Source organism: Streptomyces sp. NPDC051214, from assembly GCF_040682375.1.
Classification (GTDB): Bacteria; Actinomycetota; Actinomycetes; order Streptomycetales; family Streptomycetaceae; genus Streptomyces.
In genome coordinates this window covers 1-20,783 of sequence record NZ_JBFBAT010000026.1, presented here as the reverse complement: position 1 = coordinate 20,783, position 20,783 = coordinate 1, and the positions used below count along the sequence as shown (strand labels likewise).

The following is a 20,783-nucleotide window of genomic DNA, read 5'->3' as shown; positions in this document are numbered from 1 at the left end:
GTCTTCCGGTCAGCCCGCGAGGCTCGACCCGAAGGCCGAGTACTTCGTGGAGAGGCCCACCTTGCTGGGGCCGAAGCTGGTGGACGTGGTCGTGGAGTAGAGCGAGTCCTTCGCTCCGGGCAGGTGCCAGACGGCGCCCGCGTCGTCGTTCTCCTGCGAGGCCGTGACCGTGAGGTCGGTGCGACCGTCGGCGCCGATGTCCGAGGCGAGCAGGGTCGCGCCGAAGTTGTCGATGGACTCCGCGGCGCCGGGGATGCCGGGGCTGTCCTGGGTGAGGGCGAGGGCGCCGGCCGTGGTGAGGCCCGATGCGGCGCCGCGCAGCACGGTGACCGTGCCCGCGCTCAGGATGAGGTCGGGTTCGGAGCCGAGGCTCTCACCGGGGGCGCCCGCCGCGAGGTCCGCGCGGCCGTCGCCGTCGAGGTCGCCGACGGCCACCGAGGCGCCGAAGTTGTCCCCGTACTCGGAGGCGCCCGGGATGCCCGCGCTGCTCTGCGTCAGGGTCGTACGACGGGTGGCGCTCGGCCCGGAAGAGGTGCCGTAGACGACGCTGACCTCGCCGCCCTTGGAACCGGAGGGCTCTTCGTCGGGCTCGTCGGGGTTGCCGAGGGCGATGTCGCCGTAGCCGTCGCCGTCGATGTCGCCGATGGCCGCCGTCGTACCGGCGCGCAGGGTGGCGCCCTTGGTCAGGCCGGACGCGGTGCCTTTGTAGTAGACGGCCGCCCCGAGGCGGTCGCTGTTGGTCTTGCGGCCGGTGACCACCAGATCGGACTTGCTGTCACCGTTCACCCGGCCCGCCGTCAGGGTCGGGGCTTCGAGCGGGGCGGCGTACGAGGTGAGGGAGCCGGTCGCGCCGGACTTCGAGAAGGGGCCGCGGATCAGGCGGATCTTGAAGGGGTTGGTGCCGGTGTCGCCCTGCGCGGACACGGCGAGGTCGGGCTTGCCGTCCCCCGTGAAGTCACCCGCGGCGAGGCCGAGGCCGAAGTAACTGCCGTGCAGCGGCTGCGGGTTGTCGACCGTCGTGCCGCCGGACAGGCCCGACGACGAACCCCAGACGATCACCACCGTTCCCGAGTCGGGGTGGCTGCCCACCTTCTCGCGCGAGGAGGTGACGACGAGGTCGCTGTATCCGTCGCGGTTCAGATCGGCCGTCGCGATCTGGTGGCCGAACTCGTCGTCCTTCTCGGCCTCGCCCGGTATGCCCGGCGAGTTCTGGCTGATGAGGGTGCGGCGGGCGGGGTCCGGGCTGCCGGACGCCGTGCCGTACGCGACGGCGACCTGGCCCGCCCACGACTTGCCGCCGACCGTGGCGGCCGGGGCGGAGATCGCCACATCGCGGTGACCGTCGCCGTTGAAGTCCCCCGAGAGACCGGACGGGGCGGCGGTGGCGGTGCCGGGCAGGGCGGTGAGCAGGCCGGCGGCGAGCGTCGCGGCGGGCAGGAGGACACGGGCGGGGACACGGGCAGGGCTGCGCATCAAGGCTCCGGAGGCATGGAGGCCGGGCCCGCACGGAGGGGTGCGGGCCCGGTGTAGGGAGAGGGGGGGAGAGGGGCGGGTCAGTCGGCGAAGTTGGTGCCCAGACGCGGGGTGCCCGCGGCCGAGACGCCGACCGTGGACGTGTAGACGCCCGTGGTGGCCGCGAGGGAGCCGTCCGGGAGGGAGTCCAGGATGTAGACCGCGCCGTTGGAGCCGTTCTCGCCCGACGCGCCGGCGGAGACATCGCCCCGGCCGTCCGCGTTCAGGTCGTCGATGTGGACGTCCGAGCCGAAGAAGTCGTTCTTCTCGTTGGAGTTGGGGACGCCCGGCGTGTTCTGGCTGTAGAGCACCGAGCCCGCCGTGGACAGGCCGGAGCCGTCCGCCGCGCCGTAGATGACGGTGATCGAGCCCGCGTCGGCGATGCCCTCCAGGTCTTCACCGGGGGTGCCCACGACCAGGTCGAGGTGGCCGTCGCCGTTCACGTCGCCGAGGTCCAGCTCAGCACCGAACGAGTCGCCCTTCTCGCTGCCGCCCGGCACGCCCGCCGTGTCCTGGGTGATGGCCTGGCTGTCGCCGTACGGGCCGTTCGCGTTGCCCTTCACGACGTACACCGTGCCGCCCTTGTGGGCACCGTCGATGCCCTCGTCCCAGGTCAGGCCGATGATGACGTCGCCGTATCCGTCGCCGTCCGTGTCACCCACGTCGGTGATGTGGCCTGCGGGCAGCCGCTGGACGCCGTTCGTGGTGACACCGTTCGCGCTGCCCGGCAGCCAGAGGTTGGCGTTGTAGTCGTCGGCGGTGGAGAAGCCGTTGACGATCAGGTCGTCCTTGCCGTCGCCGTTGACGTCCCCGGAGTGCAGGTTGAAGGGGCCCGCGCCCTCACCGCTGTGGATGGGCGGGAGCACCGTGTAGCGGCCGCCGGTGGTGCCGCTGCGCTTGATGCCGCCGTCGAAGATGTCGAGGGTGGCCGCACCCGACGCGGCGCCGACGGCGAGATCGTCCTTGCCGTCGCCGTCGAAGTCACCCGCCTGGAGGGGGCCGCCGAACCGGTCGTGCTTGGTGGGGCGCGGGTCCGTGATCGTGGAGCCGCCGGAGAGGCCGCTCGGCGAGCCCCACAGGACCTGGACCGTGCCGCCGTCCGCGTCGCTGCCGACGTCCTCGCCGATCGCGCCGACGGCGAGGTCGTCGTAGCCGTCGCTGTCGAAGTCGCCGTACGCGGTGTCGGCGCCGAAGACGTCGCCCTTCTCGGCGGTGCCGGGCACGCCCGCGCTGTTCTGGCTGTAGGTGACGTGGCGCTGTTCGGCACCGCCGTACGTGACGACGACCTGGCCGGCCTTGTCCTTGCCGCCCACGTTGGCGTGCGGCGCGGAGGCGGCGAGGTCGGCCGCTCCGTCGCCGTTGAAGTCGGCGTCGTCCGGCTGCGTGGCCGCCGCGGGCGCGGCGGTCGCCGTCGTGGCCGTGAGAGTGAGGAGTCCGCCCGTCAGCGCGGCGGCCGTGGCCGTGGCCGCCGCGAGGCGGCCGCGTCTGGATCGGGCGAGCGGGGAAGTGCGCTTGTGCTTGGCCATTCCGTGGGTCTCCTGCTGCATGCGGGGATGTCTGGCGGACATCCGCAGTCGATGTGGTGCCGACAAGGCGTGTTTGCCGGGTCTTGGCCCTGGCGTCACGCCTTGTTGGCGAACGGGAGACTCGCGGAGGGAGTCAAGGGTTGTATCGGGTACGGGTGTTGGGGGTGTTGGGGGTGTTGCGGGTGTGATAGGGGGGTTCGGGCGGGTCTACCCTTCCTGTCCGCCGGCCCCTGTCCGCCCGCCCTGTCCGTCAGCACCTGTCCGTCAGCGCAGCGTCTCGCCGAAGCTCGATCCGCCCAGCCCGAAGTCCGTGCCGTTGAAGGACGCCGCGTACGACGACGTCAGGCCCGTCGTCGTGCCGCGCAGGACCCACACGGCGCCGATGTCCACCGTCGTCCCGATGTCCTCGCCGATCGCGCCGGCAGCCAGGTCCGCCTTGCCGTTCTTGTTGATGTCCTTGAGGCGTACGGACGCACCGAAGCTGTCGCCCGCCTCGGCGACGCCGGGTACGCCCGCGGTCTCCTGGTGCCAGGCCTTGCCCGAGGTGAACGTGCCCGCGCTGCTCTTGAGGAGCGTGACGCTGCCGGTGCCGTCCACCGTGCCGACCTCCTCGCCGGGCGCACCCACCGCGAGGTCCGCGAGGCCGTCGCCCGTGACGTCGCCCGTGGCCACGGACCAGCCGAAGCCGTCGTCCGCCTCGTCGGCGCCGGGGATGCCCGTGGAGGACTGGTCGTACGTCACGGGGGCGCCGAACTTGCCGTTGCCGCCGAATCGCACGGTGACCGAACCGCCCTTGGCACCGAGGGGGTTGCCGGTGACCAGGTCGGCGTAGCCGTCGCCGTTGACGTCACCGGTGGCGGCGGCGTCGCGGGTGGCCGTCGGGTCGGCGCCCTCGCCGAGGATCTCGGCCTGGTAGCCGTAGTCGCCGGCGCCGCCGTTCATGTGCGCGGTCCAGGCGCCGCCGTCCGCGCGCTCCCCGTACAGGACGAGGCCGATGCCGTCCTTGCGCTTGAAGTTGCCCGCGACCATGCCGTCCAGGTGGGCGCCCTCGGGGATGAAGTCGACCTCCAGGCCGAACGCCTGGCCCTGGGCGCCGGAGTAGTACCACCAGTTGTCGCCGCTGATCACGGCCAGCTGGGGCGAACCGTCGTCGTCGAAGTCAGTCCAGACGGTGGCCTCGCCGAAGCGGCCCGCTGTTTCCCCGGGGGCGTTCAGGACGTGGCCGCCGGAGGTGAAGGCGTTCTTGCCGCCCTTGATGACCGTGACGGAGCCGGAGGGCTTGCCATCGACCTGCTCGCCGGGGGCTCCGACGATCAGGTCGGCGTAGCCGTCGCCGTTCGTGTCGCCGCTGGTGACGTTCTCGCCGAACTCGTCCTCGTCTTCCATGACTCCGGGCACTCCGGCCGTGTCCTGGGTGACGGTGACGGAGCGGCCCTCGGAGACCCCGGAGGCCGAACCGAACGTCACGGTCACGGAGTTGGAGCGGGGCGTCCCGACGGCCAGGTCGCGGTAGCCGTCGCCGTTGTAGTCGTCCGTGAGCGTCGACGCGGCGCTCGCCGTGCCCGCGAGGGGCAGCGTCAGACCCGTGGCGGCGAGGGCCGCGACGCTCGCGGCGATGGCCAGATTACGTACGCGCACGTGGGACTCCCGGAAGTGGAGGACTGCATGGAGAACTGCTTCCGGGGGTGTGACCTGCGGGGCGTACGAATGGTTGTGCGACGGGAGAGGCCAGGTGTCCGGCGGGTGAACGCCGGACCCGTCAGGCGCCGTCCCCCAGCGCGAGGAACTCCGCGCTGGAGAAGGTCAGCCGGGGCTTGCGGGAGACCAGGTCGGTCTTCACCCCCGGATAGACCCCGATGGTGTCCTCGCCCTCTCCCCGGTACGTCCGCAGGACCAGATCGGCCCGCTTGTCCCCGTCGAAGTCCGCGATGGCGAGCACCTGCGTGGTGCCCTTGGCCGAAGGGACCACGAGCGCCGAGGCGTTGCGGTCGAGCACCGTCGTACGTCCCCTGAAGACCCGCACCTCACCCGTGCCGCCGCCGTCCCCGCTGCTTCCGCCGCTCAGGATCAGCTCGCTCAGGCCGTCGCCGTCGAGGTCACCCGTGTCCACGGCGACGTTCTTGGACTCCATGGCGCCGCGCGCGGTGCCGGGCACGTCGTAGCGCAGGGCGACCCCGTTCGGGCCCGCGACGGCCGCGTCCGTGCCCTTGCCCCTGCCGAAGCGGCCGAACGCGGTGTCCGTGCCCGCGGGGAAGAGCACCCCGGTCTCGGCGGGACCCTTCGGGCCGCCCAGGACGAGGGCTCCGGCGGCGGCGCCGGACGCGTTCGCCGCCTTGCGGACGAGGAGGTCGTCGTAGCCGTCGCGGTCGACGTCGGTGGCCTTGCCGGTCACGAGGTCGTTGCCGGGCGCGGCAAGGGGCTTGCCCGCGGCGCGCGGGGCGCCGGTCCGCTTGAAGGGGCCGCGCAGGAAGGTGAGCCGGGCGCCGCTGGCGTGCAGGACGAGGTCGCTCGCGCCGTCCCCGTCGAAGTCACCGCACACCGGCTGGTCGGACCAGTCGTTGCCGATGCGGGACTGCTTGGGCACCTTCACCTTCACCGCCTTGCCCTTGAGGCCCTGGGGCGAGCCGAAGAGGATCTGCAGGGGCACGGGCGGCTGGCCCAGACCGTCGTAGGGCGGGTCGGTGGAGACCAGCAGATCGGTGAACCCGTCCTTGTCGAGGTCGCAGGCGGCCTCCGACTCGAAGGCGGCGGGCAGCTCGCCCTTCGTACGGGCCCCGTTGGTCCGCGCGCTCAGCAACTGCCGCGCGCCGGGCCGCAGTCCGCTCTTCGACCCGTAGACGACACCGATGCCCGCGTCGTCGCCGTGGCCGCTGTGCACCAGGTCGTCGAGCACGAGGTCGGGGGAGCCGTCCCCGTTGAAGTCGTCGTCGGCCTTGCTGCCCTTGCCCTGGGGGACGGGCTGCTGGGGAGCGCCCTTGCCGGCCATGCTGACGGGCTTGTGGCGGGCGTCGGGCTTGGCCGCCTCGTCACCGCCGCCGCACCCGGCGAGCAGCAGCGCACAGCTCACGGCGGCTGCCGTGCCCATGACACCCCGGCGCCTCGCGGCACCCCCGCGTCTGCCGCCACGTATGCCACGCATCCCGGCACTCCGCATGCCCAACTCCCGACCCGACCGCCCCAACCGACAACAACCAGCACATGATGCCCCCCTTCCGCAGCACACGAAAGGCCGGTCCCGCCCTGAGGGCGGAACCGGCCTCGCGTACGCCAGGAGCCGTTACTTCACCGGCTCGGGCTCCGGCTCGTCCGCGGTCTCGGCCTGACCGGCGGGGTCCACCGGGGTCTTCACGGAGTCGAGCAGCAGCTGCGCGACGTCCACGACCTGGAGGGACTCCTGGGCCTTGCCGTCGTTCTTCTTGCCGTTGACGGAGTCGGTGAGCATCACTAGGCAGAACGGGCAGGCGGTCGACACGATGTCGGGGTTGAGGCTGAGCGCCTCGTCGACCCGCTCCGTGTTGATGCGCTTGCCGATCCGCTCCTCCATCCACATCCGCGCGCCACCGGCACCGCAGCAGAAGCCGCGCTCCTTGTGGCGGTGCATCTCCTGCTGGCGCAGGCCGGGGACGGCGGACATGATCTCGCGCGGCGGCGTGTAGATCTTGTTGTGCCGGCCGAGGTAGCACGGGTCGTGGTAGGTGATGAGGCCCTCGACGGGCGTCACCGGGATCAGCTTGGCCTCGTCGATGAGGTGCTGGAGCAGCTGCGTGTGGTGGATGACCTCGTAGTCGCCGCCGAGCTGCGGGTACTCGTTGCCGAGCGTGTTGAGGCAGTGCGGGCAGGTCGCGACGATCTTCTTCGCGGTTTTCGGCTTGGCCGACTCGGGCGTGACCTTGCCGTCGTCGTCGAGCTCCTCGCCGAACGCCATGTTCAGCGCCATCACGTTCTCCTGGCCGAGCTGCTGGAACAGCGGCTCGTTGCCCAGGCGGCGTGCGGAGTCACCGGTGCACTTCTCGTCGCCGCCCATGATCGCGAACTTGACGCCCGCCATGTGGAGCAGCTCCGCGAAGGCCTTGGTGGTCTTCTTGGCGCGGTCCTCGAGGGAGCCGGCGCAGCCGACCCAGTACAGGTACTCGACCTCGGTGAGGTCCTCGATGTCCTTGCCGACGACCGGCACCTCGAAGTCGAGCTCCTTGAGCCACTCGAGGCGCTGCTTCTTGGCCAGGCCCCAGGGGTTGCCCTTCTTCTCCAGGTTCTTGAGCATCGTCCCGGCCTCGGACGGGAACGCGCTCTCGATCATCACCTGGTAGCGGCGCATGTCGACGATGTGGTCGATGTGCTCGATGTCCACCGGGCACTGCTCGACGCAGGCGCCGCAGCTGGTGCAGGACCACAGGACGTCGGGGTCGATGACGCCGTTCTCCTCGGCGGTGCCGATGAGGGGGCGCTCGGCCTCGGCGATGGCGGCGGCGGGCACGTCCTTGAGCTGCTCCGCCGTGGCCTTCTCGTTGCCCTCCATGTCCTTGCCGCCGCCCGCGAGGAGGTACGGGGCCTTGGCGTGCGCGTGGTCGCGCAGCGACATGATCAGGAGCTTCGGGGAGAGCGGCTTGCCGGTGTTCCAGGCGGGGCACTGCGACTGGCAGCGGCCGCACTCGGTGCACGTACTGAAGTCGAGGAGGCCCTTCCAGGAGAACTGCTCGACCTGGCTGACACCGAAGACGGCGTCCTCGGCCGGGTCCTCCCAGTCGATCGGCTTGCCGCCGGACGTCATGGGCTGCAGCTCGCCGAGGGTCGTGGAGCCGTCCGCGTCGCGCTTGAACCAGATGTTCGGGAAGGCGAGGAAGCGGTGCCAGGCGACGCCCATGTTCGTGTTGAGCGCGACGGTGATCATCCAGATGAAGGACGTCGCGATCTTCACCATGGCGAAGAAGTACGTGAGGTTCTGCAGCGTGGAGAGGTCCATGCCGCCGAACCACGAGACGAACGGGTACGAGATGAAGAACGACGCCTCGTAGCTGTCCACGTGGTGCTGGGCACCCTCGAGGGCGTGCAGCGTGAAGATGCAGATGCCGACGATGAGGATGACGGCCTCGACGAAGTACGCCTGGCCCTTCTTGGAGCCCGCGAACCGGGACTTGCGGCCCGGATTGTTGTCGGGCTTGCTCAGCTGCCGGATGACGATCAGCGTCACGATGCCGAGCACCGTCATCGTGCCGAGGAACTCGACGAAGATGTTGTACGGCGCCCACTCACCGATGATCGGCAGCATCCAGTCGGCCTGGAAGAGCTGGCCGATGGCGTTGACGATGGTGAGGAGCAGCGAGAAGAAGCCCACCGCCACGAACCAGTGCGCGACGCCGACGACGCCCCAGCGGTTCATGCGGGTGTGGCCGAGGAACTCCTTGGCCACGGTGACGGTGCGCTGCACGGGCTGATCGGTGCGCGTGCCTGCCGGGACGGGCTGGCCGAGCCGCATGTACTGGACGATCTGCACGATGGCACGGCCGAACAGCGCGACGCCGACCGCGATTAGGACCAGCGACACGATGATCGCGGCGAGTTGCATTTGGGGGCTCCTCGGGCCTGCGAGGCGAACTATTACTAAGCGGTAACTTATGCAGTCCGTCTGAGACTACCCACTTACTCAGCCGCACTGTAGCCAGCGAGGCGGTGATCTGCGTCGCTCAGGCAACCCTGCGTTGCGGCTTCGCTGGGCCGACATCTGTCTGCGGGTCGGCGTTGGCTGGTCGCGCAGTTCCCCGCGCCCCCTGCGGGGCCTGGTTGCGCGTAAGGGCTGGATAAGAGTTGAGCCTCTGAGACTCAGCTCTGTTGACTCGCGCGCCGCGCTGATGCATGGTTGAGCCAGATCCACTCAAGAAGTACATCTGGAGGAACCGAAATGGCACGTGCGGTCGGCATCGACCTGGGCACGACTAACTCTGTCGTCAGCGTTCTTGAAGGCGGCGAGCCCACCGTCATCACCAACGCCGAGGGCGCCAGGACCACGCCGTCCGTCGTCGCCTTCGCGAAGAACGGCGAGGTGCTTGTCGGCGAGGTGGCCAAGCGCCAGGCGGTCACGAACGTCGACAGGACCATCCGCTCGGTCAAGCGCCACATGGGCACTGACTGGAAGGTGGACATCGACGACAAGGGGTTCAACCCCCAGCAGATCTCGGCGTTCATCCTGCAGAAGCTGAAGCGCGACGCGGAGTCCTACCTGGGCGAGAAGGTGGCCGACGCGGTCATCACCGTCCCGGCGTACTTCAACGACTCGGAGCGTCAGGCGACGAAGGAGGCCGGCGAGATCGCGGGCCTGAACGTCCTGCGCATCGTGAACGAGCCGACGGCCGCCGCTCTCGCGTACGGCCTCGACAAGGACGACCAGACGATCCTCGTCTTCGACCTCGGTGGCGGCACCTTCGACGTGTCCCTCCTGGAGATCGGCGACGGCGTCGTCGAGGTGAAGGCCACGAACGGCGACAACCACCTCGGTGGTGACGACTGGGACCAGCGCGTCGTCGACTACCTGGTCAAGCAGTTCAACAACGGCCACGGCGTGGACCTCTCCAAGGACAAGATGGCGCTCCAGCGCCTGCGCGAGGCGGCCGAGAAGGCCAAGATCGAGCTGTCCTCCTCCACGGAGACCACGATCAACCTGCCCTACATCACGGCGTCCGCCGAGGGCCCGCTGCACCTGGACGAGAAGCTCACGCGCGCCCAGTTCCAGCAGCTCACGTCCGACCTCCTGGAGCGCTGCAAGACGCCGTTCCACAACGTCATCAAGGACGCGGGCATCCAGCTCTCCGAGATCGACCACGTCGTTCTCGTCGGTGGCTCGACCCGTATGCCCGCCGTCGCGGAGCTCGTCAAGGAGCTGACCGGCGGCCAGGACGCCAACAAGGGCGTGAACCCGGACGAGGTCGTCGCCATCGGCGCCGCCCTGCAGGCCGGTGTCCTCAAGGGCGAGGTCAAGGACGTCCTGCTCCTCGACGTCACCCCGCTGTCCCTCGGCATCGAGACCAAGGGAGGGATCATGACCAAGCTCATCGAGCGCAACACCACGATCCCGACCAAGCGCTCCGAGATCTTCACGACGGCCGAGGACAACCAGCCGTCCGTCCAGATCCAGGTCTACCAGGGCGAGCGCGAGATCGCGGCGTACAACAAGAAGCTCGGGATGTTCGAGCTGACCGGTCTGCCGCCGGCCCCGCGCGGTGTCCCGCAGATCGAGGTCGCCTTCGACATCGACGCCAACGGCATCATGCACGTGACGGCAAAGGACCTCGGCACCGGCAAGGAGCAGAAGATGACCGTCACCGGCGGCTCCTCGCTGCCGAAGGACGAGGTCGACCGCATGCGCCAGGAGGCCGAGCAGTACGCGGACGAGGACCACAAGCGCCGCGAGGCCGCCGAGTCCCGCAACCAGGGCGAGCAGCTCGTCTACCAGACGGAGAAGTTCCTCGCGGACAACGCGGACAAGGTCCCCGGTGACGTGAAGACCGAGGTCGAGTCCGCCGTCGAAGAGCTGAAGGAAAAGCTCAAGGGCGAGGACACCGCGGAGATCCGCACGGCCACCGAGAAGGTCGCGGCCGTCTCGCAGAAGCTCGGCCAGGCCATGTACGCGGACGCGCAGGCCGCCGGTGCCGAGGGCGCTGCCCCCGGTGCCGAGGGCGGCGAGGCCCCGAACATGTCCAAGGACAAGGACGACGACGTCGTCGACGCCGAGATCGTCGACGACGAGAAGCCCGGCGACTCGAAGGGCGGCGCCGCATGACCGAGGAGACTCCGGGCTTCGGCGACAACGCCGAGCAGCCTGACGTCCCCTCCGGCGCCACCCCTGATGACGCGGCGCCGCAGGCCGCCGAGCCCTCCGTCGAGGAGGGCACGGCGGCCCCGGCCGGGGACGCAAGCAAGGCATCCGCCCAGTCGGCACAGTCGGCTCAGTCCGGCCCGTCGGCCCAGTCCGCCCAGGACGCGGGTCTGCTGGCCCAGCTGGACCAGGTGCGTACGGCGCTCGGCGAGCGCACGGCGGACCTCCAGCGACTGCAGGCGGAGTATCAGAACTACCGCCGTCGTGTGGAGCGGGACAAGGTCACGGTCAAGGAGATCGCCGCGGCGAACCTCCTGTCCGAGCTCCTCCCGACCCTGGACGACGTCGGCCGCGCCCGTGAACACGGCGAGCTGGTCGGCGGCTTCAAGTCGGTCGCCGAGGCGCTCGAGACGGTCGTCGCCAAGATGGGCCTCCAGCAGTTCGGCAAGGAGGGCGAGCCCTTCGACCCGACGATCCACGAGGCCCTGATGCACTCGTACGCACCGGACGTCACCGAGACGACCTGCGTCGCGATCCTCCAGCCGGGGTATCGCATCGGCGAGCGCACCATCCGCCCCGCGCGGGTGGCCGTGGCCGAGCCGCAGCCGGGCGCGCAGACGGTCAAGGGCGACTCCGAGACCGCCGCATCCACGGACTCCGCCGACGCGGCGGAGGACAAGGAGACCGGTGGCGGCCCGGACGAGGGCTGACACATCGGAATCGTCGTGAAGCGAGAGGAGGGACGTCGGGGATGAGCACCAAGGACTTCATCGAGAAGGACTACTACAAGGTCCTCGGCGTCCCCAAGGACGCCACCGAGGCCGAGATCAAGAAGGCGTACCGGAAGCTCGCACGCGAGAACCACCCGGACGCCAACAAGGGCAACACCAAGGCGGAAGAGCGCTTCAAGGAGATCTCCGAGGCGAACGACGTCCTCGGCGACCCCAAGAAGCGCAAGGAGTACGACGAAGCGCGTGCCCTCTTCGGCAACGGCGGTTTCAGGGCCGGTCCCCCGGGTGCGGGCGGCGGCGGTTCGTTCAACTTCGACCTGGGCGACCTCTTCGGAGGCGGCGCCCAGGGCGGCGGTGGAGCGGGCGGCGCCGGCGGCTTCGGGGGCGGTCTGGGTGACGTCTTCGGGGGCCTGTTCAACCGAGGCGGCACGGGTGCGGGCGGCGCGGGCACGCGTACGCAGCCCCGGCGCGGCCAGGACATCGAGTCCGAGGTCACGCTGAGTTTCACGGAGGCGGTGGACGGGGCCACGGTCCCGCTGCGGATGTCCTCCCAGGCGCCCTGCAAGGCCTGTTCCGGCACCGGCGACAAGAACGGCACGCCGCGCGTGTGCCCGACTTGCGTCGGCACGGGCCAGGTCACGCGGGGCGGAGGCGGCGGTTTCTCCCTGACCGACCCCTGTGTGGACTGCAAGGGCCGCGGGCTCATCGCCCAGGATGCCTGCGAGGTCTGCAAGGGCTCGGGCCGGGCGAAGTCGTCGCGCACGATGCAGGTGCGGATTCCGGCGGGCGTCTCGGACGGCCAGCGGATCCGGCTGCGCGGAAAGGGCGGTCCCGGTGAACGGGGCGGCCCGGCGGGCGACCTGTACGTCGTCGTGCACGTCGACACCCACCCGGTCTTCGGCCGCAAGGGCGACAACCTGACGGTGACGGTGCCGGTGACGTTCGCCGAGGCGGCACTGGGCGGCGAGGTCAAGGTCCCCACCCTGGGCGGCCCGCCGGTCACCCTGAAGCTGCCTCCGGGCACGCCCAACGGTCGTACGATGCGGGCGCGGGGCAAGGGCGCGGTCCGCAAGGACGGCTCGCGGGGCGATTTGCTGGTGACGGTGGAGGTATCGGTCCCGACCGAGCTCTCCGACACGGCGAAGGAAGCCCTGGAGACATACCGCAAGGCGACCGCGGACGACGATCCGCGGGCAGAACTGTTCCAGGCCGCGAAGGGAGCATGAGATGGACGGCCGTCGTCGACAGTCCAATTTTGGGCGGGCGTACCAACTGACCGACGAGACGCCGGTCTACGTCATCTCGGTGGCCGCCCAGCTTTCGGGCCTCCACCCGCAGACCCTGCGGCAGTACGACCGCCTCGGTCTGGTCTCCCCGGACCGCACGGCGGGCCGTGGCCGACGCTACTCCGCCCGCGACATCGAACTGCTGCGCACGGTGCAGCAGTTGTCGCAGGAGGAGGGCATCAACCTCGCCGGCATCAAGCGCATCATCGAGCTGGAGAACCAGGTCGCGGCGCTACAGGCGAGGGTGGTGGAACTGTCTTCGGCCGTGGAGGGCGCGGCTGCCGCGATGCAGCAGCGCGAGGCGGCGGTCCACGCGTCGTACCGCCGCGACCTGGTCCCGTACCAGGACGTGCAGCAGGCGAGCGCGCTGGTGGTGTGGCGTCCGAAGAGGACGTCGGAGCAGTAGTTTTCGTACGCTCAGGTCGGGGCCGGGAGGTGGGAACCTCCCGGCCCCGACGCGCGTTGGCGCGAACGACCTGAAGATTTTTTGCTGGGGGAGTAGGGGGCCGCCATGGCCATGGTGGGACTTTTCTGGATCGCCGAGGGCGATGTGTACGTGGGAGCGAAGCCGTCGGGCCTCGCCGCGGGGGTGCGGCTGACGCCGGAGGGCGTGATGGCCCTGGGCGACAAGCAGTCGGGCCTGTGGCTCTGGGAGGACGTGCACGCCCTGGCGGCGCGGGACGTACCGGTGACGTCCATGAAGCGCAGGGTGGGCGTGCTGGTGGACATGGCACTGACGCTCGGCCTGGGAGGGGAGGACGAGGCCCCGACGATGACGCTGCGGATCACGGCCGGGGAAGGCGACACGGACCTGACGGTGTACACGGCGGCGGCGTCGGGGTACTCACAGACGGAGTACGACCTGTCCCAGTCGCTCCTGGCCCACCTGACGCGGGGCGAGGCGACCCTGCGGACCACGCTGGCGGCGATGGCGGAGTGGGGCAGACGCCACGAGGGCGGCACGCCGAGGCTGGCGGAGCGCGAGGAATTGCTACGAACCTGGACGGAGTCCTGATGGAAGCCACGGACCGTAACTTCACTGCCCTTGACGCCACGGACCTGAAGCACCTGCGGCGCTGCGTGGAGTTGGCCAGGGAGGCCCTGGAGGCGGGCGACGAGCCCTTCGGCTCGCTCCTGGTGTCGGGCGAGGGCGAGGTCCTGAAGGAGGACCGCAACCGCGTCGCGGGCGGCGACCACACCCGCCACCCCGAGTTCGAACTGGCCCGCTGGTCGGCGGCCCACCTGACCCCGGACGAGCGATCAAGGGCAACGGTCTACACCTCGGGCGAACACTGCCCCATGTGCGCGGCGGCCCACGCCTGGGTGGGCCTGAGCCGAATCGTCTACGCGGCATCGTCGGCCCAACTGTCACACTGGCTGACGGACTTCAACGCCCCACCGGCCCCGGTGGCCGCCCTCCCGATCAACGAGATCGCACCGGGGGTGAGGGTGCAGGGGCCTGCACCTGAACTGGCTGATGAGATCAGGGAGTTGCATCGGCGGTTGCACGCGAAAACCTGAGGGCATCACTTCCGCTGGTCGAGGATGCCTGAACGGCCTATGAGGTAGCCCAGTTGCGCCCGGCTCTCGCTTCCGAGGAGGGCGGCGAGCTTGGCGATGTGGAGGCGCGCGGTGCGCACGTTCATGCCGAGACGCGCGGAGATCTCGGCGTCGGTCAGCCCCTCGGTCAGGAGGGCGGCGATGGCCCTCTGCCGGGCGGTGATGCCGTTCTCCGCGGGCTCCGGGGCAGCCTGGGGCCACATGGGGGTGGCCAGGCGCCAGAGACGGTCGAAGGTCGTGGCGAGGTAGTCGACCACGGCGGGGTGGCGTAGTTCGAGGGCGAGGCTGCGGTCTTTGCTCGCGGGAATGAACGCCACGGTCCGGTCGAAGACGAAGAGCCGCTCGGTGACCTCGTCGAGGGTGCGAACCTCGACGTCCCCGTCGAGCTGTTCGAAATGGGCGAGAGCCGGCAGCGAGTGACGCGTCGTGTGCTGATAGAGCGTCCGCATCCGGCATCCCCGGCTGAGCAGGGCCTGCTCGCGCGGCAGGATGGCCTCCAGGACCTCGGGAGGACGGCCTCCGCCGGGCTGGACGGTGAGCACTTCCCGGGTGGCCGCTTCCACGGCCCGGCCGACGGCCTCGTCGATTTGGGGAATTCCCCGCAGCTCCGTGATGGTGGGCGCACTCGCCGGGAGGACCGCGCCGTCCGCCATCACTCTCAGTGCTCCTTGTCCAGGATTCCGGACTGGGCGATGAGGTAGCCGAGTTGCGCGCGGCTGCCGCTGCCCAGGGCGGCGGCGATCTTGGCGATGTGGGCGCGGCAGGTGCGGACGTTCATGCCGAGGCGCCGGGCGATCGCCTCGTCGACGTGTCCCTCGATGAGCATTCTGGCAATCGTGCGCTGAACGCCGGTGATGCCGTTCGTGGGCGGCGCGTAGGGCACGTCGTCGACCAGGGGGGTGGCCCGGCTCCAGAGTTGCTCGAAAACCTTGGCCAGGTACTCGATCAGGCCGGGGTGACGCAGCTCCAGGGCCGCGTCCTGGCGGGTGTGCGCGGGAATCAGGGCGACGGTGCGGTCGAAGATCATGAGCCGGTCGACCAGCTCCTCCAGCGTCCGTACCTCGACGTTCCCCTGGGCCATGCGTGCCGCGTACGCCAGCGTTCCCTGGCTGTGTCTGACGGTGTGCTGGTAGAGAGTGCGCATGGTGATGCCGCGGTCGATGACGGTCTGCCCGCGCTTCATCGCCAGGTTGAGCACGTTCTCGCTGCGTCCGCCGCCCGGCTGGATCGTGAGGATCTCCGAACGGCACTCCGCCGTGGCCCGCTCGATGACCGCGCCGATGCGGATGTCACCCTCCAGCACGGTGAACCCCTGCGTGGTGGGTTCCATCTGCGAGGTGATCGCCATGAATGGCTCGAAGGCATCGGTTAGTTCAACGGCGATCCTTCGCCGTTCCTGAATTTCGCGCTCGATGGGGTGGAGTCGCTGGGCGAGCGCGGCGGACGGCGGTACGGGACGCAGCCAGTCCGCGTCGTCGGGGTCCGGGTGCACGAGCCCGGATTCCACTAGGCAGGGAACCTTCTCGGCCTCGGCCCGCGTCAGTCGACCCGTACGCAGCGCGGTGGCATACAGCTCCGAACCCTCGGCGCAAAGGGGGGTTGCGGGGTGAGGATGTGTCGGTATTGCGCCTGTTGTAAGCAAATCTCCACCCCCCAGGGTCCTGAACGTGCAGGAACATGATGCATCCACCCTGTGGCTTTGACGTGCTGAATTGAGACATCGTCTTGTTGAGCCGGGGGAGAGGAACCTACCAAGTGAGGACGAAGCCGACCATGTTTAAGCGCATGCTTCGCTCGGTGCTTGTCACCACCTTCTCCGCAGGGCTGGCCCTGGGCGCGGTGAGTACGTGTGATCTCGTCTGGGGGTCCGCGCCCGCGAAGGCGACTTCTGTTTCGGCTTTGCCCGGGGATCTCGTCTGGGGCGTGGCGCCGGCAGGGGGCGACGCATGAGCACCCCTCCCGACGACCGCACCTTCCGCCGAGAAATGGCCACCGCCTACCGGTCCGGCTGGCACTTCATCGATCTCGCCACCGCGATACCCCACGCCGGCGACTCGTTGATGGTCACGCTTCTCGGTGAGCCCGTGGTCGTCACCCGGGACGACGAGGAGGAGATCCGGGCCTACCGGTGCCTTCGCAAGCCGCGTGGAGCCCCCCAGCCCGTGCGGTGTGCCATCCGGTACGGGATGGTCTTCGTCAATCTTGACCGGCGTGATCACCAGCTGGTCGGTGAGCCGGGACAGCCGGGCGGCCGGCAGCAGCAGGACCAGCAGAGTTCCACCACTACAAGAGCCATCACAGCCACCCCCCGCAGCGCCTGACGCGATCCCCCGTCGTTGTACATCGCGCAGGTGCTTCCCCCAGCAGCGGCGCCACCGTGGACCTGAACACGGTGGCGCCGCTGTGGTGTGTGGGGCAACCGGGCGACCGGGCAACCACGCAACCTCAGCCGCAGAGGTGGAGTCAGGGTGTGAGCAGGGGCTTCTGGCCCATCGCCCGCGTCAGCGTGATCTCGATGACGGCCCGCTGCGGATTCGGCCTCGGCGGCCGCCCGTACCGCTCCTCGTAGCGACGCTCGCCCTCCGCGATCTCCGCCGCCTCCGTCCGCACGCGCGCGTGCCCCTCCAGCGTCGCCCAGCGCCGCCCGTCGACCTGGCAGACCGCCACCCGCGCGCCTGACGCCCCGGCCGCCTCGGCCGCCTCGGCCGCCAGGATGTTGCGGACCTTCGCGCTCGTCCTGCTCGCCAGCACGCGGGCCACCCCCGCCTCCGGGTCGTACGTCACGCCGACCGGCACCACGTGCGGGGTGCCGTCGGGGCGTGGCGTCGTCAGCGTGCACAGGTGCCGTTCACGCCAGAAGCTGAGGTAGGCGGGTGTGGGGTGGTGTGGGTCCATGGCCATGGAGTGGAACCTAGCCGCCCGGACGCCCCGCTCCTCCCTTGAGTGGAATAGACTCAACTTTATGTACGCTGTTTAGGTCAGGTGGGGCGGGAGACCCGCCGGACATACGCATCGACCCGCCGGACATACGGATCGCAAGGAGGAGACGACACCCGTGGACGCCGAGCTGACCAACAGGAGCCGGGACGCGATCAACGCGGCCAGCAGCCTGGCCGTGAAGGACGGGCATCCCGACCTGACCCCCGCGCATCTGCTGCTCGTGCTGCTGGAGGGGCAGGACAACGAGAACATCACCGACCTGCTCGCCGCGGTCGAGGCCGACCAGGCCGCCGTCCGTGCCGACGCCGAACGGGCACTGAGCGGCCTGCCCAGCGTCACGGGATCCACCGTCGCGCCGCCGCAGCCCAACCGCGACCTGCTCGCGGTCATCGCCGACGCCTCACAGCGGGCCAAGGAGCTGGGCGATGATTACCTCTCCACCGAACATCTGCTGATCGGCATCGCCGCCAAGGGCGGCTCCGCCGCCGAGGTCCTGGGCAAGCACGGGGCCACCGCCAAGAAACTGCTCGACGCGTTCGAGAAGGCAAGGGGAGGACGTCGGGTGACCACACCGGACCCGGAGGGTCAGTACAAGGCCCTGGAGAAGTTCGGGACGGATTTCACCGCTGCCGCCAGGGAGGGAAAGCTTGATCCCGTCATCGGCCGTGATCAGGAGATCCGGCGTGTGGTGCAGGTCCTGTCCCGGCGTACGAAGAACAACCCCGTCCTCATCGGCGAACCCGGCGTCGGCAAGACCGCCGTCGTCGAAGGGCTCGCGCAGCGCATCGTGAAGGGCGACGTCCCCGAGTCGCTGAAGAACAAGCGTCTCGTCTCCCTCGACCTGGGCGCCATGGTCGCGGGTGCGAAGTACCGCGGCGAGTTCGAGGAGCGGCTCAAGACCGTCCTCTCCGAGATCAAGGAGAGCGACGGCCAGATCATCACCTTCATCGACGAGCTGCACACCGTCGTCGGGGCCGGTGCGGGCGGCGACTCCGCCATGGACGCCGGCAACATGCTCAAGCCCATGCTGGCCCGCGGCGAGCTGCGCATGGTCGGTGCGACCACGCTCGACGAGTACCGGGAGCGGATCGAGAAGGATCCGGCACTCGAGCGGCGCTTCCAGCAGGTCCTCGTCGACGAACCGACCGTCGAGGACTCCATCGCGATCCTCCGCGGTCTCAAGGGGCGGTACGAGGCCCACCACAAGGTCCAGATCGCCGACAGCGCCCTCGTCGCCGCCGCCGCGCTCTCCGACCGGTACATCACCTCGCGCTTCCTGCCCGACAAGGCCATCGACCTCGTCGATGAGGCCGCGAGCCGGCTGCGGATGGAGATCGACTCCTCTCCCCTCGAGATCGACGAACTCCAGCGGTCCGTCGACCGGCTGAAGATGGAGGAGCTCGCCCTCAGCAAGGAGACCGACCCCGCGAGCAAGGAGCGCCTCGAAAGGCTGCGCCGCGACCTCGCCGACAAGGAGGAGGAGCTGCGCGGGCTCAACGCGCGCTGGGACAAGGAGAAGCAGTCCCTCAACCGCGTCGGTGAGCTGAAGGAGAAGCTCGACGAGCTGCGCGGCCAGGCCGAACGCGCCCAGCGCGACGGCGACTTCGACACCGCGAGCAAGCTGCTCTACGGCGAGATCCCCACCCTCGAACACGACCTGGAGGTCGCCTCCGAGGCCGAGGAGGAGGTCTCCAAGGACACCATGGTCAAGGAGGAGGTCGGCCCCGACGACATCGCCGACGTCGTCGGCGCCTGGACGGGCATCCCGGCCGGACGGCTCCTCGAGGGCGAGACGCAGAAGCTGCTCCGCATGGAGGACGAGCTCGGCAAGCGGCTCATCGGCCAGACCGAGGCCGTGCGCGCGGTGTCCGACGCCGTGCGCCGCACGCGGGCCGGGATCGCCGACCCCGACCGCCCCACCGGCTCCTTCCTCTTCCTCGGCCCGACCGGCGTCGGCAAGACCGAGCTGGCGAAGGCCCTCGCGGACTTCCTCTTCGACGACGAGCGCGCCATGGTCCGCATCGACATGAGCGAGTACGGCGAGAAGCACAGCGTGGCCAGGCTGGTCGGCGCCCCGCCCGGGTACGTCGGCTACGAGGAGGGCGGACAGCTCACCGAGGCCGTACGCAGGCGCCCGTACAGCGTCGTGCTGCTCGACGAGGTCGAGAAGGCGCACCCCGAGGTCTTCGACGTCCTGCTCCAGGTCCTCGACGACGGGCGGCTGACCGACGGGCAGGGGCGGACGGTGGACTTCCGCAACACCATCCTCGTCCTGACCTCCAACCTCGGCAGCCAGTACCTGGTCGAGCCGCTGACCTCCGAGGAGGAGAAGAAGCAGCAGGTCCTCGAAGTCGTGCGCGCCTCTTTCAAGCCGGAGTTCCTGAACCGGCTCGACGACCTCGTCGTCTTCACCGCGCTCGGCAAGGCCGAGCTCGCGCACATCGCCCAGCTGCAGATCGACCGCCTGGCGGCCCGGCTCGCGGAGCGGCGGCTCACGCTGGAGGTGTCGCCCGACGCGCTGGCCTGGCTGGCGGACGAGGGCAACGACCCGGCGTACGGCGCGCGGCCGCTGCGGCGTCTCATCCAGACGTCCATCGGCGACCGGCTCGCCAAGGAGATCCTCTCCGGCGAGGTGAAGGACGGGGACACGGTCCGCGTGGACACCTTCGAGGACGGTCTGATCGTCGGTCCGGCGACGGCCGAGACGGCATAACCCGGTCACATCTGGGGCGGGGGTTGCGGGCCCCCGCCCGACATGGGGCAGGATGGCGGAATCCGTACGAAGGGACTAAGCACGTGAGCATCGACCCGTCCTCGATTCCGAATTTCGGGGGACAGCCCGAACCGCAGCAGGGCGATGGACCGGCGGGCCCCGTTGTCCCCGACCAGGACCTGGTCAAGCAGCTCCTGGACCAGATGGAGCTCAAGCACGTCGTCGACGAAGAGGGTGACCTCGCGGCGCCGTGGGAGGAGTTCCGCACGTACTTCATGTTCCGTGGCGAGGACGACCAGCAGGTCTTCTCGGTGCGGACGTTCTACGACCGCGCGCACGGCATCGAGGAGAAGGCCCAGATCCTCGAGGCCATCGACGACTGGAACCGCCGCACCCTGTGGCCGAAGGTCTACACGCACACCCACGACGACGGCACCGTCCGCCTCATCGGCGAGGCGCAGATGCTGATCGGCACGGGCGTCGCGCTCGAGCACTTCGTGTCGTCCACGGTCAGCTGGGTGCGCGCCGCGATCGAGTTCGACCGCTGGCTGGTCGAGCAGCTCGGCCTGGAGGCCGAGGTCGACGGCACCGAGGGTGAGACCAAGCCCGACGACGAGGCCTGAGCCTCGCGACGGGTCACGTCACGACGAGAGCCCGGCCGGGCCGCCCCCCCCCCCCCCGCGACGGGAGGGGGGACGACCCCGGGCG

At 69.9% G+C, this 20,783-nt stretch carries 16 protein-coding genes and 1 pseudogene; 9 read left to right on the top strand and 8 right to left on the bottom strand.

The window, feature by feature from the left end; genetic code table 11:
• Positions 1-9: 9 nt before the first annotated feature.
• The 5 genes from AB0M70_RS40835 to AB0M70_RS40815 all read right to left on the bottom strand — a co-directional run bounded on the left by AB0M70_RS40835 (position 10) and on the right by AB0M70_RS40815 (position 8,601).
• Positions 10-1,473, bottom strand: a complete 1,464-nt coding sequence (locus AB0M70_RS40835; RefSeq protein WP_365828712.1) for an FG-GAP and VCBS repeat-containing protein — start codon at positions 1,471-1,473, stop codon at positions 10-12.
• Positions 1,474-1,553: 80 nt separating this feature from the next.
• Entirely contained in the window at positions 1,554-3,038 is a 1,485-nt protein-coding gene (locus AB0M70_RS40830) for an FG-GAP repeat protein (protein ID WP_365828710.1), read from the bottom strand.
• Between the two features lie 264 nt (positions 3,039-3,302).
• Positions 3,303-4,676: an FG-GAP repeat protein gene (locus AB0M70_RS40825; RefSeq protein ID WP_365828708.1), complete on the bottom strand. Its 1,374-nt coding sequence runs from the start codon at positions 4,674-4,676 to the stop codon at positions 3,303-3,305.
• 121 nt (positions 4,677-4,797) lie between these two features.
• Positions 4,798-6,123 (bottom strand): VCBS repeat-containing protein, encoded by a 1,326-nt coding sequence (locus tag AB0M70_RS40820; protein ID WP_365828706.1) that lies wholly within the window; start codon positions 6,121-6,123, stop codon positions 4,798-4,800.
• A gap of 192 nt (positions 6,124-6,315) precedes the next feature.
• Positions 6,316-8,601, bottom strand: coding sequence for a (Fe-S)-binding protein (locus AB0M70_RS40815; protein ID WP_365828704.1), 2,286 nt, complete (start codon positions 8,599-8,601; stop codon positions 6,316-6,318).
• A 333-nt stretch (positions 8,602-8,934) separates the two neighbouring features.
• Here AB0M70_RS40815 and dnaK point away from each other — a divergent pair, with 333 nt between their 5' ends.
• From dnaK to AB0M70_RS40785, 6 genes are all read left to right on the top strand, one after another.
• Entirely contained in the window at positions 8,935-10,809 is a 1,875-nt protein-coding gene (gene dnaK / locus AB0M70_RS40810) for a molecular chaperone DnaK (RefSeq protein ID WP_365828702.1), read from the top strand.
• Positions 10,806-11,555 (top strand): nucleotide exchange factor GrpE, encoded by a 750-nt coding sequence (gene grpE / locus AB0M70_RS40805; RefSeq protein WP_365828700.1) that lies wholly within the window; start codon positions 10,806-10,808, stop codon positions 11,553-11,555. Before dnaK ends, grpE begins: the two co-directional genes overlap by 4 nt.
• A 41-nt stretch (positions 11,556-11,596) precedes the next feature.
• Positions 11,597-12,802 carry a molecular chaperone DnaJ gene (gene dnaJ, locus AB0M70_RS40800; protein ID WP_365828698.1) on the top strand — a complete coding sequence of 402 codons (1,206 nt, stop codon included), beginning with the start codon at positions 11,597-11,599 and terminating at the stop codon, positions 12,800-12,802.
• A 1-nt stretch (position 12,803) separates the two neighbouring features.
• A complete protein-coding gene (locus tag AB0M70_RS40795) occupies positions 12,804-13,268 on the top strand; it encodes a helix-turn-helix domain-containing protein (RefSeq protein ID WP_361829121.1) in 465 nt (154 codons plus the stop codon).
• Positions 13,269-13,373: 105 nt separating this feature from the next.
• The gene (locus tag AB0M70_RS40790; RefSeq protein WP_365828696.1) at positions 13,374-13,877 is read left to right on the top strand and encodes a hypothetical protein; all 504 of its coding nucleotides are present in this window, start codon (positions 13,374-13,376) and stop codon (positions 13,875-13,877) included.
• Positions 13,877-14,383 (top strand): nucleoside deaminase, encoded by a 507-nt coding sequence (locus AB0M70_RS40785; protein WP_365828694.1) that lies wholly within the window; start codon positions 13,877-13,879, stop codon positions 14,381-14,383. Before AB0M70_RS40790 ends, AB0M70_RS40785 begins: the two co-directional genes overlap by 1 nt.
• A gap of 5 nt (positions 14,384-14,388) precedes the next feature.
• On the opposite strand, the pseudogene AB0M70_RS40780 reads toward AB0M70_RS40785, so the two are convergent.
• Both AB0M70_RS40780 and AB0M70_RS40775 read right to left on the bottom strand, forming a co-directional pair.
• A pseudogene (locus AB0M70_RS40780) lies at positions 14,389-15,042 on the bottom strand (LuxR C-terminal-related transcriptional regulator); the annotation flags it as partial.
• Between the two features lie 38 nt (positions 15,043-15,080).
• Positions 15,081-16,064, bottom strand: a complete 984-nt coding sequence (locus AB0M70_RS40775; RefSeq protein WP_365828692.1) for a helix-turn-helix transcriptional regulator — start codon at positions 16,062-16,064, stop codon at positions 15,081-15,083.
• Between the two features lie 304 nt (positions 16,065-16,368).
• Here AB0M70_RS40775 and AB0M70_RS40770 point away from each other — a divergent pair, with 304 nt between their 5' ends.
• Complete coding sequence (locus AB0M70_RS40770) at positions 16,369-16,743, top strand: hypothetical protein (protein WP_365828690.1); 375 nt, start codon at positions 16,369-16,371, stop codon at positions 16,741-16,743.
• Between the two features lie 142 nt (positions 16,744-16,885).
• On the opposite strand, the gene AB0M70_RS40765 is transcribed toward AB0M70_RS40770, so the two are convergent.
• The gene (locus tag AB0M70_RS40765) at positions 16,886-17,323 is read right to left on the bottom strand and encodes a pyridoxamine 5'-phosphate oxidase family protein (RefSeq protein WP_365828688.1); all 438 of its coding nucleotides are present in this window, start codon (positions 17,321-17,323) and stop codon (positions 16,886-16,888) included.
• A 154-nt stretch (positions 17,324-17,477) separates the two neighbouring features.
• On the opposite strand from AB0M70_RS40765, the gene clpB reads away from it, so the two are divergent.
• Entirely contained in the window at positions 17,478-20,075 is a 2,598-nt protein-coding gene (gene clpB, locus AB0M70_RS40760; protein ID WP_365828686.1) for an ATP-dependent chaperone ClpB, read from the top strand.
• A gap of 83 nt (positions 20,076-20,158) precedes the next feature.
• Complete coding sequence (locus AB0M70_RS40755) at positions 20,159-20,698, top strand: YbjN domain-containing protein (RefSeq protein WP_365828684.1); 540 nt, start codon at positions 20,159-20,161, stop codon at positions 20,696-20,698.
• Positions 20,699-20,783 lie beyond the last annotated feature (85 nt).

Coding starts and splice junctions, on each gene's coding strand:
- AB0M70_RS40835 (WP_365828712.1), bottom strand. CDS start 1,473: ATGCGCAGCCCTGCCCGTGTCCCCGCCCGTGTCCTCCTGCCCGCCGCG.
- AB0M70_RS40830 (WP_365828710.1), bottom strand. CDS start 3,038: ATGGCCAAGCACAAGCGCACTTCCCCGCTCGCCCGATCCAGACGCGGC.
- AB0M70_RS40820 (WP_365828706.1), bottom strand. CDS start 6,123: ATGGGCACGGCAGCCGCCGTGAGCTGTGCGCTGCTGCTCGCCGGGTGC.
- AB0M70_RS40815 (WP_365828704.1), bottom strand. CDS start 8,601: ATGCAACTCGCCGCGATCATCGTGTCGCTGGTCCTAATCGCGGTCGGC.
- dnaK (WP_365828702.1), top strand. CDS start 8,935: ATGGCACGTGCGGTCGGCATCGACCTGGGCACGACTAACTCTGTCGTC.
- grpE (WP_365828700.1), top strand. CDS start 10,806: ATGACCGAGGAGACTCCGGGCTTCGGCGACAACGCCGAGCAGCCTGAC.
- dnaJ (WP_365828698.1), top strand. CDS start 11,597: ATGAGCACCAAGGACTTCATCGAGAAGGACTACTACAAGGTCCTCGGC.
- AB0M70_RS40795 (WP_361829121.1), top strand. CDS start 12,804: ATGGACGGCCGTCGTCGACAGTCCAATTTTGGGCGGGCGTACCAACTG.
- AB0M70_RS40790 (WP_365828696.1), top strand. CDS start 13,374: ATGGCCATGGTGGGACTTTTCTGGATCGCCGAGGGCGATGTGTACGTG.
- AB0M70_RS40785 (WP_365828694.1), top strand. CDS start 13,877: ATGGAAGCCACGGACCGTAACTTCACTGCCCTTGACGCCACGGACCTG.
- AB0M70_RS40770 (WP_365828690.1), top strand. CDS start 16,369: ATGAGCACCCCTCCCGACGACCGCACCTTCCGCCGAGAAATGGCCACC.
- AB0M70_RS40765 (WP_365828688.1), bottom strand. CDS start 17,323: ATGGCCATGGACCCACACCACCCCACACCCGCCTACCTCAGCTTCTGG.